This is a genomic window from Micromonospora cynarisoli, assembly GCF_030518815.1.
Taxonomy (GTDB): domain Bacteria; phylum Actinomycetota; class Actinomycetes; order Mycobacteriales; family Micromonosporaceae; genus Micromonospora; species Micromonospora wenchangensis.
The window spans coordinates 1464098-1478911 of record NZ_CP130426.1; the positions used below are offsets into that span (position 1 = coordinate 1464098).

Annotated in this window: 13 protein-coding genes and 1 pseudogene; 10 read left to right on the plus strand and 4 right to left on the minus strand. The window is 73.6% G+C overall.

What is annotated here, in order from left to right; translation table 11 throughout:
* Positions 1 to 31 precede the first annotated feature (31 nt).
* Positions 32 to 172, minus strand: a pseudogene (locus tag Q2K16_RS06180) (LLM class flavin-dependent oxidoreductase); the annotation flags it as partial.
* A gap of 294 nt (positions 173 to 466) precedes the next feature.
* On the opposite strand from Q2K16_RS06180, the gene Q2K16_RS06185 reads away from it, so the two are divergent.
* The 3 genes from Q2K16_RS06185 to Q2K16_RS06195 all read left to right on the plus strand — a co-directional run bounded on the left by Q2K16_RS06185 (position 467) and on the right by Q2K16_RS06195 (position 3887).
* Positions 467 to 1885 carry a selenium-binding protein SBP56-related protein gene (locus Q2K16_RS06185; protein ID WP_302744076.1) on the plus strand — a complete coding sequence of 473 codons (1419 nt, stop codon included), beginning with the start codon at positions 467 to 469 and terminating at the stop codon, positions 1883 to 1885.
* Positions 1882 to 2514, plus strand: a complete 633-nt coding sequence (locus Q2K16_RS06190; RefSeq protein ID WP_302744077.1) for a hypothetical protein — start codon at positions 1882 to 1884, stop codon at positions 2512 to 2514. Before Q2K16_RS06185 ends, Q2K16_RS06190 begins: the two co-directional genes overlap by 4 nt.
* Before the next feature lie 98 nt (positions 2515 to 2612).
* Entirely contained in the window at positions 2613 to 3887 is a 1275-nt protein-coding gene (locus Q2K16_RS06195) for a sulfite oxidase (RefSeq protein ID WP_302744078.1), read from the plus strand.
* Between the two features lie 203 nt (positions 3888 to 4090).
* Here Q2K16_RS06195 and Q2K16_RS06200 read toward each other — a convergent pair whose 3' ends face one another.
* The gene (locus tag Q2K16_RS06200; protein WP_302744079.1) at positions 4091 to 5554 is read right to left on the minus strand and encodes a glycoside hydrolase family 10 protein; all 1464 of its coding nucleotides are present in this window, start codon (positions 5552 to 5554) and stop codon (positions 4091 to 4093) included.
* Positions 5555 to 5981: 427 nt separating this feature from the next.
* On the opposite strand from Q2K16_RS06200, the gene pgi reads away from it, so the two are divergent.
* From pgi to Q2K16_RS06220, 4 genes are all read left to right on the plus strand, one after another.
* Entirely contained in the window at positions 5982 to 7619 is a 1638-nt protein-coding gene (gene pgi / locus Q2K16_RS06205; protein ID WP_302744080.1) for a glucose-6-phosphate isomerase, read from the plus strand.
* 135 nt (positions 7620 to 7754) lie between these two features.
* Complete coding sequence (locus Q2K16_RS06210) at positions 7755 to 8456, plus strand: FadR/GntR family transcriptional regulator (protein ID WP_302744081.1); 702 nt, start codon at positions 7755 to 7757, stop codon at positions 8454 to 8456.
* Between the two features lie 99 nt (positions 8457 to 8555).
* Entirely contained in the window at positions 8556 to 9383 is an 828-nt protein-coding gene (locus tag Q2K16_RS06215; protein WP_204923012.1) for a sterol desaturase family protein, read from the plus strand.
* Positions 9380 to 10135 carry a lysoplasmalogenase gene (locus Q2K16_RS06220; RefSeq protein WP_302744083.1) on the plus strand — a complete coding sequence of 252 codons (756 nt, stop codon included), beginning with the start codon at positions 9380 to 9382 and terminating at the stop codon, positions 10133 to 10135. Before Q2K16_RS06215 ends, Q2K16_RS06220 begins: the two co-directional genes overlap by 4 nt.
* On the opposite strand, the gene Q2K16_RS06225 is transcribed toward Q2K16_RS06220, so the two are convergent.
* Positions 10080 to 10919, minus strand: coding sequence for an ATP-grasp domain-containing protein (locus tag Q2K16_RS06225; protein WP_302744084.1), 840 nt, complete (start codon positions 10917 to 10919; stop codon positions 10080 to 10082). The two genes, Q2K16_RS06220 and Q2K16_RS06225, sit on opposite strands and share 56 nt — an antisense overlap.
* A 206-nt stretch (positions 10920 to 11125) precedes the next feature.
* Here Q2K16_RS06225 and Q2K16_RS06230 point away from each other — a divergent pair, with 206 nt between their 5' ends.
* Positions 11126 to 11425: a hypothetical protein gene (locus tag Q2K16_RS06230; RefSeq protein ID WP_489671855.1), complete on the plus strand. Its 300-nt coding sequence runs from the start codon at positions 11126 to 11128 to the stop codon at positions 11423 to 11425.
* Between the two features lie 115 nt (positions 11426 to 11540).
* On the opposite strand, the gene Q2K16_RS06235 is transcribed toward Q2K16_RS06230, so the two are convergent.
* Positions 11541 to 12575 carry an ABC transporter substrate-binding protein gene (locus tag Q2K16_RS06235; RefSeq protein WP_302744085.1) on the minus strand — a complete coding sequence of 345 codons (1035 nt, stop codon included), beginning with the start codon at positions 12573 to 12575 and terminating at the stop codon, positions 11541 to 11543.
* Between the two features lie 68 nt (positions 12576 to 12643).
* Between Q2K16_RS06235 and Q2K16_RS06240 the strand changes: the two genes are divergently transcribed.
* A complete protein-coding gene (locus tag Q2K16_RS06240) occupies positions 12644 to 13720 on the plus strand; it encodes a FecCD family ABC transporter permease (RefSeq protein ID WP_489671902.1) in 1077 nt (358 codons plus the stop codon).
* 35 nt (positions 13721 to 13755) lie between these two features.
* Complete coding sequence (locus Q2K16_RS06245; RefSeq protein WP_302746391.1) at positions 13756 to 14781, plus strand: FecCD family ABC transporter permease; 1026 nt, start codon at positions 13756 to 13758, stop codon at positions 14779 to 14781.
* Positions 14782 to 14814 lie beyond the last annotated feature (33 nt).

The window sequence follows — 14814 nt, forward strand, 5'->3', positions numbered from 1 at the left end:
CCGCCGCGCCCGGCCGGAGGTGCCGGGTCAGACCCAAGTGGGCTGCGGGGCGAACGTGCGGGTGGCCGGAGAGGATGAACTCGTCGATGCCGAGCGCGTGGTACTCGGCGATCCGGTCGGCGACCTCGGTGTGGCCGCCCACCAGGGCGGTGCCGGCCCCGCCCCGGACCAACTCGTCGGTACGGGCGTCCTTGTCGAGGAAGTCGCCGTAGGCGCGCTGCTCGGCGGACTCCCCGCCGGTGACCACGTTGAGCAGCAGCCGGCCGCCGGTCAGGCGTCAGCGATATCGGGGGCCTCCTGAGGGATGGGACGACGACCGCGACAGGCTACCCATAAAACCTATCGGCTTGGTAGGTTACTGCGCGCCGCCGACCTCCCCGGCGTCGCGAGCAGCCCGCCTTTGGCGCGTTGCGTCGCCGGCTGCTCGACCGCCTCGGCGTACCCGCCGTCTGACCCCGGAGATGACATGACCCGCTGGACACCCGACCCGAGTTTCTACCCCTCCCCCCGTGAGGCGGCGACCGCGCCCGTCGAGAAGCTGGCCTACGTCGCCGCTTTCGACCGTACGGCGCAGCGGCCCGACGCGATCGTCGTGCTCGACACCGACCCGGAGTCCGCCGACTACGGCCGGGTCGTCGGCTGGACCGACCTGCCGCACACCGGTGACGAGCTGCACCACTTCGGGTGGAACGCGTGCAGCAGCGCGCTCTGCCCGACCGCTCCGCACCCGCACGTCGAGCGGCGCTACCTGATCGTGCCGGGGCTGCGCTCGTCGCGCATCCACGTGTTCGACACCCGGCCGGACCCGCGCGCCCCGCACCTGGTGAAGGTGATCGGCGGGCAGGAGCTGGCCGAGAAGTCCGGCTACTCCCGCCCGCACACCGTGCACTGCGGCCCCGACGGCATCTACCTGTCGGCGCTCGGCGGCGTCGACGGTGCCGAGGGTCCGGGCGGCATCGCCGTGCTCGACCACACCACCTTCGCCGTCCGGGGGGCCTGGGAGGCCGACCGGGGCCCGCAGTTCCTGGCGTACGACGTGTGGTGGCACCTCACCCAGGACGTGCTGGTCACCAGCGAGTGGGGCACCCCGTCGATGATCGAGGACGGCATCGTCGGCGAGCTGCTGCTGGGGCGGAAGTACGGGCACGCGATCCACTTCTGGGACCTCGCCAAACGCCGGCACGTGCAGCGGGTCGACCTCGGCGACCAGTACCAGATGCCGCTGGAGCTGCGCCCCGCGCACGACCCGACCCGGTCGTACGGCTTCGTCGGGGTGGTGATCAGCGTCGAGGACCTGTCGGCGTCGGTCTGGCTGTGGCACCGCGACGGTGACGGCGCGGACGCACCGTGGGCGGTGACCCGGGTGATCGACATCCCCGCCGAGCCGGCCGACCCGGCGGACCTGCCCGACCTGCTCAAGCCGTTCGGCGCGGTGCCCCCGCTGGTCACCGACATCGACCTGTCGGTGGACGACAAGTTCCTCTACGTCTCCTGCTGGGGCACCGGCGAGCTGCGCCGGTACGACGTCAGCGACCCGTTCCACCCGGTGCTGGTCGGCTCGGTGCGGCTCGGCGGCATCGTGGCCCGGACCGCCCACCCGGCCGCCCCGGACGAGCCGCTCGCCGGCGGCCCGCAGATGGTGGAGGTCAGCCGGGACGGCCGGCGGGTCTACGTCAGCAACTCGCTCTACGGCGCCTGGGACGACCAGTTCTATCCCGACGGGGTGGGCGCCTGGCTGGCCAAGCTGGACGTCGACCCGGAGCACGGCGGGCTCACCCCGGACGAGCGGTTCTTCCCGCACGGCGACCAGTTCCGGGGGCTGCGGGTGCACCAGACCCGGTTGCAGGGCGGCGACGCCAGCTCCGACTCGTACTGCTTCCCGTGACCGGGCGGACCCTGCTGGCGGTGGCGGCGCTCGGCGCGTTCCACGGGCTGAACCCGGCGATGGGGTGGCTCTTCGCGGTCGCCCGGGGGTTGCAGGAGCGTCGCCGGGCGGCGCTGCTGGCCGCACTGCCCCCGGTCGTGGCGGGTCACCTGGCCTCGGTGGCGGTGGTCGCCGCGCTGGTCACCGCCACCCGCTCGGTCACCGCCAGCACCGCGCTGACGGTGACCGGCGGGGCGGTGCTGGTCGGGTTCGGGCTGTGGCGGCTGCTCTCGCGGCGGCACTTCCGCTGGGCCGGGATGCGGCTGTCGACGGCGCAGGTCGCCGGCTGGTCGTTCCTGATGTCCTCGGCGCACGGCGCCGGGTTGATGCTGCTGCCGGTGCTGCTGGCCGACCCGCCGACCGGCGGGCACGCCGGGCACCTGGCGGCGGCACCGGCCGGCGCGCTCACCGGACTGCTCGCGGCCGGGGTGCACACCGTGGCGATGCTGGGCGTCGCGCTGACCGTCGCGGTGGTGGTGTACGAGGTGCTGGGGGTCGGGGTGCTGCGCCGGGCCTGGTTCAACGTGGACCGGCTGTGGGCCGGGGTGCTGGTGGCGGCGGGGGTGGTGACGCTGGCTGCGGCGATCTGACCGAATGGCCCCGGCCCCGGTCGACCAGTGGTCCTGCCCGGCGGGCAACTCCTACTGATTCAATAGGAGTTACCGTCGCCGAGCCGAAGGAGCCCCAGGTGTCCACCGTTGTGTCGTACGACGAAGCAGACCACGACGCCCGCCGGGCCCGGCAGTGGCTGGCCGGCCAGGCCCGGGACCCCGGGGTGTCCCGCGCCGAGCTGATCGCCCTGGGCACGGCGATGAGCGCCCTCGCCGCCGACGACGGACGGGAGCCGGTCGCGCTCGCCGCCGAGCCGGTCGGGGTGGACCCGGGCATCGTCAAGCCGCTCGACCCCGCGCTGCTCACCGCGTTGGACGGCAACGCCGAGCTGCGCTGGGAGGCGATGGCCGGGCAGGGCTACGTGGTGCCGAACGACAGGTTCTTCGTACGCAACCACACCCACACCCCGCGCATCGACGCCGGCACGTGGCGGCTGCGGCTGCACGGCGACGGCCTACGCGGTGCCCCGACCCGCCACGCCCCGGTCGAGGTCGACTACGCCACCCTGCGCGCGATGCCCGCCGTCGAACTGCCCGCCCTGGTCGAGTGCGCCGGCAACGGGCGGCACTTCTTCGCCAGCCAGCAGGACACCCCGGTCTCCGGGGTGCAGTGGCGGCTCGGCGGCGTCGGGGTGGCCCGCTGGCGCGGGGTGCCGCTGGCCACCGTGCTCCGGCACGCCGGGTTGACCGCCGACGCGGTGGACGTGATGCCGGAGGGTCTGGACCCGCCGTACGTCACCGGGGGTGTCGACCTCGGGCGGGTCCGTCGTCCGCTGCCGATCGGCAAGGCCCTCGACGACGTGCTGCTCGCGTACGAGATGAACGGGGCGCCGCTGCCGGCGGACCACGGTTTCCCGGTCCGCGTGGTGGTGCCCGGCTGGATCGGCATCTCCTCGATCAAGTGGGTCGGCGCGATCGAGGTCTCCACCACCCCGCTGTTCTCCCCGTGGAACACCAGCCTCTACCGGATGTTCGGCCCAGGCCGGCCGGCCGACGGCGGGCCGGCCGACACCCAGTCGGTCAAGAGCGCGTTCGAGCTGCCCTGGGACGCCCGGCTGACCGCGGGTGTCGAGACCACGCTGACCGGCCGGTCCTGGTCCGGGGCCGGCCCGATCGACCGGGTGGAGGTCGACACGGGCGACGGGTGGCGTCCCGCCACGCTGGTCGGGGCGGACCGGGGCGGGCCCTGGCAACGGTGGTCGACGCGCTGGTGTCCGCCGGCACCCGGCAGGTGGACGCTGCGGGCCCGCGCGGTGGACGTGACCGGCCGCGGCCAGCCCGACCGGGCCGAGGTCAACGACCTCGGGTACCTCTTCGACGGGGTGGTCCGGCATCCGGTGACGGCGGTCTGACCCGCCCGCCGTCCGGCCGGCCCGCCACGCGGCGGGACCGCCGACCGCAGGACTGCCCGGCACCCGCCGGCCGGTGGGTGCCCGGCGTCGACGGGCGACGGGGCCACCCCCGCCGCGTGGATCGGGTCGGCCGCCCGGGTGCGACGGGCGGCCGGACCACCCCGACGCGACGGTCGCCGCGTCGGGGTGGGGTAGGTGTCCGGTCAGGCGCGGGCGCAGGTCGCCGTGCCGGTGGGACCGTTGCCGGTGCCCTGGAAACCGAACTCGGTGCTGGCCCCCGCACCGACGGTGCTGTTGTAGCTGACGTTGCGGAAGCTGACGTCACCGGAGGTGCCGGTGTTCTGCGCGCTCCACGCGTTGGTGACGGTGGCGCCCGACGGCAGGGTCAGGTTGACCACCCACCCGTTGAGCCCGGCCGGGCCGGCGGTGACTTTGACGGTGGCCACGAAACCGCCGGGCCAGGAGTTCAACGACACCGACGCGGTGCAGTCGCCGTCACCGGCCGGCGGGGTCGTGGTCGGCGGCGGGGTGGTCGTGGGCGGCGGGGTCGTGGTGGGCGGGGGCGGGGTCGTCGTGGGTGGCGGGGTGGTGGTCGGCGGCGGCGTGGTCGGCGGGACGGTGGTGCCGCCGGCGTTGAGCGCGTTCAGCGTGGAGGTGTACGCGGCCTTCTTGTTGCCGTTGCCGTCGAAGAGCAGCGGAGTGCCGCTGGCCCGCCAGGAGTCGGTGTCCCGGATGCCCCACACGGTGATGCCGGTGCAGCGGGAGATCGCCAGGCAGGCCCTGACCACCCGGGAGTAGCTGTCGGCCTGGGAACTGCCGGAGCCCTCGATGTCCAGCTCGGTGATCTGCACCTCGACGCCGAGGTTGACGAAGCGCTGGAGGTTGGCCTGGTAGTCCGACGGCACCGGCGACTGGCTGTTGAAGTGCGACTGGAAGCCGACGCAGTCGATCGGCACGCCCCGGGCCTTGAAGTCCTGGACCATGGCGTACACGCCGTTGCTCTTCGCGTTCTGCCCGTCGGTGTTGTAGTCGTTGTAGCACAGCTTCGCGCCCGGGTCGGCGGCACGGGCGGCCCGGAACGCCGCCTCGATCCAGTCGTTACCGGTGCGCTGCAGGTTCGAGTCACGACGCCCACCACTGCCACCGTCGGCGAACGCCTCGTTCACCACGTCCCACGCGTAGATCTTGCCCCGGTAGTGGGTGGCGACCTGGGTGACGTGGTTGAGCATGGCGTTGCGCAGGGCGGTGCCGGACATGCTCTGCGCCCAGCCCGGCTGCTGCTGGTGCCAGGCCAGCGCGTGACCGCGGACCCGCATCCCGTTGGCCTGGGCGTGGCTGACCAGCCGGTCGCCGCTGGTGTAGTTGAACTGGTTCTGGTTGGGCTCGGTGGCGTCCCACTTCATCTCGTTCTCGGCGGTCACCATGTTGAACTCGCGGTTCAGGATGCCGACGTAGACGGAGTCGGAGAGCTTGTTCACCGCCACCGCGGTGCCGAAGTAGCGGCCGGTCTCGGCCGCGGCGGCACCGAGGGTGGTGCCGGCGCTGGCGCTGGAGGCGAGGGCGACGGTGGTGCCGACGGCGACCACGCCGCTGGCGATCGAGACCAGGGCGGCACGCAGCCGTGCTGGTGTCCGACGCCCGCTGCCGCGGGCGGAGACATGGTTCATGGCAGACGCCTTTCCACAACGGTGAGGGGGTGCACCGCCCCGGCCTGTCGCCCGAGTGCGGTGACCGGCCCGGGGAGGCGGCATGGTCGCCCGGAGGCCACGCCAGCCTGTGCCGTCGCTCGACCGTCACCGCAGAGGTCGAGGGGTTACCCGCGTGACGCTATCGAAACATCTCCGAAAGTTCAACGAATGTCGATCCCCGATCGTCGCCGCAGGTGGCCCGCCCCCGGCGGGAACGGCCTCGACCAGCACAGGCAACGCGGCCGATCCGATGGCGGACGGATCCTCGAAACCTTTCGACAGCCGCCGGCGGGCGGCCCGCCGCGCCGGGTCGCGTCGCATGGCCACGCCCCGGGTGGCAGGCTGGGGCACGAACCGTCGGCGGCACCACGCGCCGACGACCGTCATGAAGGAGAAGATCGACCCGATGGCTGCGAGTGTGACCACGACCGACGAATGGCAGGCGCTGCGCAAGCACGCCGAGACGATGCGCGGCACCCACCTGCGGGAGCTGTTCGCGGCCGACCGGCAACGGGGTGAGCGGCTTACCGGCGAGGTCGCCGACCTGCACGTCGACTACAGCAAGAACCTCGTCACCGACGAGACGGTCGGGCTGCTCACCGCGCTGGCCGGGCGGGTCGGGCTGACCGACCGGATCGCCGCCATGTTCGCCGGGGAGCACATCAACTCCACCGAGGACCGGGCCGTGCTGCACACCGCGCTGCGGCTGCCGCGCGACGCCGCGCTGACCGTCGACGGTCAGGACGTGGTCGCCGACGTGCACCGGGTGCTGGACCGGATGGCCGCGTTCAGCGAGCGGGTCCGCTCCGGGCAGTGGCGCGGGCACACCGGCGAACGGATCAGCACGGTGGTCAACATCGGCATCGGCGGCTCCGACCTCGGCCCGGTGATGGCGTACGAGGCGCTCAAGGCGTACCGGGACGGCGGGATCAGCTGCCGGTTCGTCTCCAACATCGACCCGACCGACATCCACGACAAGACCCACGACCTCGACCCGGCGACCACCCTGTTCGTGGTGGTGTCGAAGACCTTCTCCACGCAGGAGACGCTGGCCAACGCCGAGCAGGCCAAGACCTGGCTGCTGTCGGGCCTGGACGCCGACGACGACGCGGCGATCGCGAAGCACTTCGTGGCGGTGAGCACCAACGCGGGCCGGGTGGCCGACTTCGGCATCGACCCGGAGAACATGTTCGGCTTCTGGGACTGGGTGGGTGGCCGGTACTCGCTGCCGTCGGCGGTCGGGCTGTCGGTGATGCTGGCCGTCGGGCCGGACCGGTTCCGCGAGCTGCTGGCCGGCTACCACGCCGTCGACGAGCACTTCCGCACCGCGCCGGTGGAGCGGAACCTGCCGGCGCTGCTGGGGCTGATCAACGTGTGGTACGTCGACTTCCTCGGCGCGCAGACCCACGCGGTGCTGCCCTACTCGCAGTACCTGCACCGGTTCCCGGCGTACCTGCAACAGCTCACCATGGAGAGCAACGGCAAGTCGGTGACCCTGGACGGCACGCCGGTGGACCATCCGACCGGGGAGATCTTCTGGGGCGAGCCGGGCACCAACGGTCAGCACGCCTTCTACCAGCTCATCCACCAGGGCACCGTGCTGATCCCGGCCGACTTCATCGCGTTCAGCCAACCCAACCACGACCTGGGCGAGATGCACGACCTGTTCATGTCGAACTTCTTCGCGCAGACCGCCGCGCTGGCCTTCGGCCGGACGAAGGAGCAGGTCGAGGCGGAGGGCACGCCCGCCGAGGTGGTGCCGCACCGGGTGATGCCGGGCAACCACCCGACCACCTCGATCATCGCGCCGAAGCTCACCCCGTCGACGCTGGGCCAGCTCATCGCGCTGTACGAGCACATCGTGTTCACCTGCGGCGCGGTCTGGGACATCAACCCGTTCGACCAGTGGGGGGTGGAGCTGGGCAAGGTGATGGCCAACCAGCTCGCCCCGAAGCTGACCGGGGACGCGCCGGACCTGGCCGACGTGGACTCCTCCACGGCGGCGCTGATCCGCCGCTACCGCCGGGAGCGCGGCCGGGCCTGAGCGCCGTCAGAAGCGCGGGCCGGGCCTGAGTGGCATCGGGACGGCGGTCGGGTCGACGGGACCCGGCCGCCGTCTCTTTCCCACGACTGGTCCAACCAGTTGACGAGTTGACCTGTACGCCGCCAGACTGCTGCCGTGACCTTCGTCCCGGCACCCCGCAGCTCCGTCTCCGACCACGTGTTCGGCCAGCTCCGCGACGGCATCGTCAGCGGACGGCACCGCCCGGGTGACCCGCTGCCCGGCGAACGCGAGCTCGCCGCCGCGTTCGCCGTCAACCGGCACGCCGTGCGGGAGGCGCTGCGCCGGCTCCAGCAACTCGGGCTGCTGCGGATCAGCCAGGGCGGCGTCACCCGGGTGCTGGACTGGCGGGTGCACGCCGGCCTCGACCTGGCCCTGTCCCTCGCCCAGTCCGGCGACGTGCTGCCGGTGGAGAACCTGGTCCGGGACATGCTGGAGATGCGTGCCTGCGTCGGGGTCGACGCGGCCCAACACTGCGCCGTCCGGGCCACCGGGGCGGTACGCCGGGTCGTCGTCGACACCGTGGAGGGGTTCGCCGCGCTCGCCCCGGACCTGGCCGCGATGGCCGAGGCGAACATCGCCCTGTGGCGGCACATCGTCACCGGCAGCGGCAACACCGCCTACCTGCTGTCCTTCAACAGCCTGGTGGCCGGGGCGCTGGCCGTCGGTGAGGTGCCGCCGGCCCGACGCGCGGCCGAACTGCTGGACGTCGCCGGGCACCGCCGGCTGGCCGCCGCGATCGCCGACGGCCGCGGCGACGACGCCGCCACCGAGGCGCACACCCTGCTCACCGCGTCCCTCACCAGCCCGACCGGCTGAGCGTCGCCCCCCCCCACCGGTCGACCCGCACCACCCCACCCGCCGACCCGTCCCGGGCGTCCACCACCGTCGCCCGTCCCCCGGAAGGGAACGTCGCGCATGATCCCCGCCGTGCTCTACGCCGTACCGGCGTTCCTGCTGCTCATCGCCGTCGAGGCGTGGTCGTACCGGTTCGCGCCGGACGACGACGAACGCGGCTACGAGCTGCGGGACACCACCACCAGCCTCACCATGGGCGCCGGCAGCCAACTGATCGGCTTCCCGTGGAAACTGCTCACCGTCGGGCTCTACGTCGCGTTGTGGACCGTCGCGCCGGTGCAGCTCTCCCCCACCAGCGTCGGGACCTGGGTGCTGCTGTTCGTCGCCGACGACCTGGCGTACTACTGGTTCCACCGCACCCACCACGAGGTACGCCTGTTCTGGGCCAGCCACGTGGTGCACCACTCCAGCACCCACTTCAACCTCTCCACCGCGCTGCGGCAGAGCTGGACGCCGATGACCTCGCTGCCGTTCTGGCTGCCGCTGGCGCTGCTCGGCATCCCACCCTGGATGATCTTCCTACAGCAGTCGGTCAGCCTGCTGTACCAGTTCTTCCTGCACACCGAACGGATCGACAGGCTGCCCCGGCCGGTCGAGTGGGTCTTCAACACCCCGTCGCACCACCGGGTGCACCACGGCGCGAACCGCGAGTACCTGGACCGCAACTACGGCGGCATCCTGATCGTCTGGGACCGCCTCTTCGGCAGCTTCGCGCCGGAGGACACCGCCGTCCGGTACGGGCTGACGACGAACATCGGCACCTACAACCCGCTGCGGGTGGCCACCCACGAGTACGCCGCGATCTGGGCCGACGTCCGACGGGCCGGCTCGTGGCGGCACCGGCTCGGGCACGTCCTCGGCCGTCCCGGCTGGCAGCCCGCCCGATGAGCAGCCCCCGCGCCGCCCGGCGACCCGACCCGCAGCAGACCCGGTCGCCACGACCGGCCGGGGCGGCGGGCCGACGCTGGCTCGGGTTGTTCGCGCTGGCCGCCGTCGTCGAGCTGACCGGGGTCGCCCTCGACGCGCCGGCCGTGCAGTGGGCGGCCAAGCCACTGCTCGCCCCGCTGCTGCTCGGCTGGCTGCTCGCCGTACGCCGGCGGTGGGACCCGGTGGCGACCGGGCTGGTCTGCGCGACCGCCGGTGACGTGGCGTTGCTGGTGCCCGGCAGCAGCGCGTTCCTGCTCGGGATGGGCTGCTTTCTCGGCACCCAGTTGGCCTTCCTGACCGCGTTCCTGCGGCACCGGCGGCCACCCGGGCTGGCGGTGACCGGCTACCTGGCCCTGTGGGCGGCGGCGAACGCGCTGCTCGGGGCCCGGCTGGGTGACCTGCGGCTGCCGGTGCTCGGCTACAGCCTGGCGTTGACCCTGATGGCCGCCGCCGGCTGGGGGGTGTCCCGGCGGGTGGCCGCCGGCGGCGCGCTGTTCCTCCTGTCCGACCTGCTGATCGGGGTCGAGGCGACGGGCGTCCGGCTGCCCGGCCACGGGCTGTGGGTGATGACCACCTACCTCGCCGCCCTGCTGCTGATCACCACCGGCTGGGCCGGCCGCCCACCGGCCGACGGGCCGGGAGCCGCGCCGATCCGGCTCAGCCGAGGGCGGCGATCAGGGCCTGCGGGGCCATCGTGGACGGGCGGTCGCTGACCTGACCGTCGCCGATCTCCACCAGCCGCCACCGGCCGTCGGCCCGCCACGCCAGGTCGGCGGTGACGAAGGGCAGGTCGAGCGCCGTCACCACGGCGGCCAGCGGCCCGAGGTCCACCGGCACGTCGGGCAGTTCCGTCGGGGTGTCCGGGTGCGGGCCGGTGAGCACGCACCGGCCGTCGACCCACCAGGTGCGGATCTCGACGCCGGAGAGGGGTTCGAAGCGGCGCAGCACGAAACCACCGGCGACGTCGTCGTCACGCAGTTCGCACAGCCGGGTCGCGACCCGCCAGGCGGCGTCGCCGTCGGCCAGCTCCGGCACGAAACACGCCTCGTGCCAGTGGTGCTTGGCGGATTTGGTCCAGTCCCGCAGCACCGCCGGACCGCTGCCCAGCGCGGTACGGACCCGGTCGAAGTCGGTCCGGTCGACGCCGACCGTCCAGCGGGACTCCGGGGTGAGCGCCGCCGCCGTGGCGTACCACCCGGGCAGTTCGTGGGCCCGCCGGTACCGGTCGGGGTCGGTGCGCAGGGTGACCTGCCGGGCGCGCAGCGCCCCGGCGAAGCCCGCGTACCCGGTGGCGGAGAGCATCCAGCCCCGGTAGACCGCGTCGTCGGCGGCGGGCACGCCGGCGACCGCCCGGGTGACGTCCCGGCCCGCCGCGAGGGCGTCGTGGTCGACGACGGCGACCGGGTGACCGGCCTCCCGGGCGGCCTGCGCCTCCGCCGCGAAGTGCGGGTCCGGTCGACGGGGACGCAGCGGGTCGGCGGGGACGATCAACAGCATCCCCGCATCCTGCCCCGGTCGACCCGCCGGCAGCCACCGTCTTTTTCCTGCGAACGCAGCACACGGATTTACCCGGAATGGGGGCACGAACGGTCACGCCGTCGGACAGTTCCGCAGCGTGGCGGTGGTCATCCCCACCCGGGGCTGTTGGTTTCGCTTGCGCACGGGGTGGAGACTCTTCTTCGGTACCGACAAAGGGGGAGACCGTGTCCGACACCGACCGCCCGCAGCGACATACCCGAGCCGCCGTTCCCGCCGGGGTGACCGATCCGCTCCTGTGGCGGATGGCCCTCGATGTGATCGACGCGCACCATCCCGACCAGGGCGGGCGTTGCGACAATCTGCTCTGCGAACACCAGGAGTGGCCCTGCGACGCCGCACGCAACGCCCACCGGGCGCTGGCCATGGCCGGCGACGTGACGACGGGCGTCGTCGACGACCGACGCACCGTGCGGGAGCAGCCCGGCCGACCCGCGCGGCGTGCGCGTACCGTCGAAGCGGCCTGAACCGTCGATCGCCGTCCCCCTCGCCCCCCGGCGGCTGGCGCACCGGGCGGTGAGGGGGGCCGCTGAAGACCCGGCGGGGACGACGGTGTCCGGCGACACCGCCGTCCGCCGCCGGTCAGCCGAGGCGCTTGGCGGAGCGGATCGCGGTCGCCAGGTTCTCCAGCAGCGGGGCCGCGCCCGCGTACGAGAAGCGGGGCACCGCGTCCCACGGGGTCACCTGGTTGGCCCTGACCGCCGGGAGCTGCGCCCAGGTGGGCTTGGCCGCGAGGTCCTTGGGCTGCAAGGCGGTGGAACGGTTGTCCAGCAGGATCAGATCGGCCGGGAACTTGCCGGCGTTCTCCCAGCTCAGCGCCTCGAAGTAGTCGCCGGCCTCCAGCTTGGTGGGCACCACGATGTCCACGCCCAGCTCGGCGAAGTACATCAGGTCGGTGCTGACCTTCGGGTTGGAGACGTAGAACAGGTCGGGGCTGCCCGAGGAGGCCATCACCCGGATGCCCGGGTTGGCCTTGACCGCCGCCCGCACCTGCTCGGCGGCAGCCTCGAAGCGGGTCTTGGCGGCGGTGACCTTCGCGGCCGACAGGTCCGCGCCGAGCGAGCGGGCCAGTTCGGCGTACCGCTCGATCGGGCGGGTCATCGGGGTCCGCGCGGTGGCGATCGCCACGCTCGGCGCGAGCTGGAGGATCTTGTCACGGCTCTCGTCCGGGACGTACCAGAGGGCGTCCGGGTCGTACATGTGGGTGACCAGCAGCTCGGGGCGCAGCGCGGCGTACTTCTCCACGTTGAACTCGCCCCAGACGTTGCCGAGCACGGTGACCTTGTCGACGTCGAGGTCACCGGCCTGCGGCTCGCGGGAGCCGTCGGTGCGGGTGGTCTCGCCGAACACCCCGACGAGCGCGGAGTCGAGTCCGAAATCGACGAGCGCGGCGGCCACCCCGGTGAAGGCGACCACCCGGGTCGGCGCGGTGGCCGCCTCGACCTTGCGCTGACGGTCGTCGGTGAAACTCCACGGACCGGCCGGGCCGTTCCCGGCGGGCTTCGCCGGGTCGTCGCCCCCGCCGCAGGCGGCGAGGAGGGCGGTCAGGGCCGCACCGCCACCGGCGGCGAGCAGCCCCCGGCGGGACAGGCGGGGTGAGGGCGAGGAAGGCAACATGCGACGTCTTTCGATCAGGCCCGGACCGTGACGATCCGCGACGGCAGGGTGAGGTTAACCTAACCTAAATCACTGTCAACCCGGCGTGCGCCGCTCTCGTCCCCCAGGAGCCGACCCTGTCCGCCACCCTCTCCCCACCCGCCGCCGCACCCGGCACGACGCCGACCCGCCGGCGCGTCGGCGTCCGGGCCGCCGGGCTCGGCACGGGCCTGCTGCTGCTCGTCGCCGTGACGGTCCTCAGCATCGCCGTCGGCGCGAAACAGCTCACCCTCGTCGAGGTCTGGCACGGCCTGGTCTCCGACACCTCCCCCGAGTACGCGGTGGTGCAGCAGATGCGGCTGCCGCGCACGCTGCTCGGGTTGCTCGCCGGCGCGGCCCTCGGCGTGGCCGGCGCCCTGATGCAGGCGCTCACCCGCAACCCGCTCGCCGACCCGGGCCTGCTCGGCATCAACGCCGGCGCGTCCGCCGCCGTGGCCACCGCCACCGCCCTGCTCGGCGTCGCCACGGTACGGGGCTGGATCTGGTTCGCCCTGCTCGGAGCGGTGATCGTCACGGTCGCGGTGCACGCCGTCGGCGGCGGCCGACAGGCCACCCCGGAACGGCTCGCGTTGGCCGGGGCCGCCCTCAACGCGGTGCTCTACTCGTTCGTCAGCGCCGTGATGCTGCTCGACGCGGCCTCGCTGGACCGGCTGCGGTTCTGGACGGTCGGCTCACTGGCTACCGCCGACTTCACCACCGTCGCCACGGTGGCCCCGTTCATCCTGGCCGGCCTGCTGGTCGGGCTGGCCGGGGCCCGCCCGCTCAACGCCCTGGCCCTCGGCGACGACGCGGCCCGCGCGCTGGGCGCCAGTCCCGCCCTCATCCGGGCCGGTACGGTCACCGCGGTCACCCTGCTCTGCGGCGCGGCCACCGCCGCCTGCGGCCCGATCGTCTTCGTCGGCCTCCTCGTCCCCCACCTGGTACGCGCGCTGACCGGCCCGGACCTGCGCTGGCTGCTGCCGTACGCGGTGGTGCTCGCCCCGGTGCTGCTGCTCGGTGCCGACGTGCTCGGCCGGGTCCTCGGCCGACCCGGGGAACTTCAGGTCGGCCTGGTCACCGCCGTGCTCGGCGGGCCGCTGTTCCTGCGTCTGGTGGCCCGCCGGTGAGCCGCACCCGCCCCGCCGCCCCACCGCCCCGGCCGCTGGCACGGGCGATCCGCATCGGCACCCGCTCGGTACGCTGGCACGGCCGGAGCGTGACCGTCGGGCTCGTCGCCGTCGCCCTGGCCGTCGTCCTCGGGGTGCTCGCGATCGGTGGCGGCGACTATCCGATGAGCACCGCCGACGTGCTGCGCACGCTGACCGGCGGCGGCAGCGTCGCCGAGAACTTCATCGTCGGCGAGCTGCGGCTGCCCCGGCTGGTGACCGCGCTCGGCGTCGGTGCCGCCCTGGCGCTGTCCGGCGCGATCCTCCAGTCGCTGGTCCGCAACCCACTGGGCAGTCCCGACGTGCTCGGCGTCACCCAGGGCGCGTCGACAGGCGCGCTGATCGTGGTGGTGGCCGGTGGTGGCACCCTGCTGCTGTCCGGCGCGGCGCTGCTCGGCGGCCTCGCCACCGGCCTGCTGCTGTGGACGGTGGCCGGCCGGCACGGCGTGCACGGCTACCGGCTGGTGCTGGTCGGCATCGGCACCACGGCGATCCTCACCGGCGTCAACGGATGGCTGCTCACCCGGGCCCCGCTGATGGACGCGGCGCGGGCCGTGCTCTGGCTCACCGGCAGCCTCGACGGGCGGGACTGGGCGCAGGCCGTCCCGCTGCTCGGCCTGCTGGCGCTGCTGACGCCGGTGGTGGCCGGCACCGCCCGCGCGCTGTCCCTGATCGAACTGGGCGACGACACCGCCACCGCGCTCGGCGTGCCGGTGTCGCTGGTACGGCAGCTGCTGCTCGGCGCGGCGGTGCTGCTCGCCGCCGGGGCGGCTGCCGCCGCCGGCCCGGTGTCCTTCGTGGCCCTGGTCGCGCCGCACCTGGCCCGCCGCCTCACCCGGGCACCCGGACCGAACCTGGCCGCCGCCACCGGCACCGGGGCGGTGCTGCTGCTCGCCGCCGACCTGGCCGCCCAGCGGACCATCGAGGGCCACCAGCTTCCCGTCGGGGTGGTCACCGGCTTGATCGGCGGGACCTACCTGGTGTGGCTGCTCGCCGCGCGCCGTCGCGCGGCACGGATCTGAGGAGGACGCGGTGACGAGTCGACTCGGCGGGGT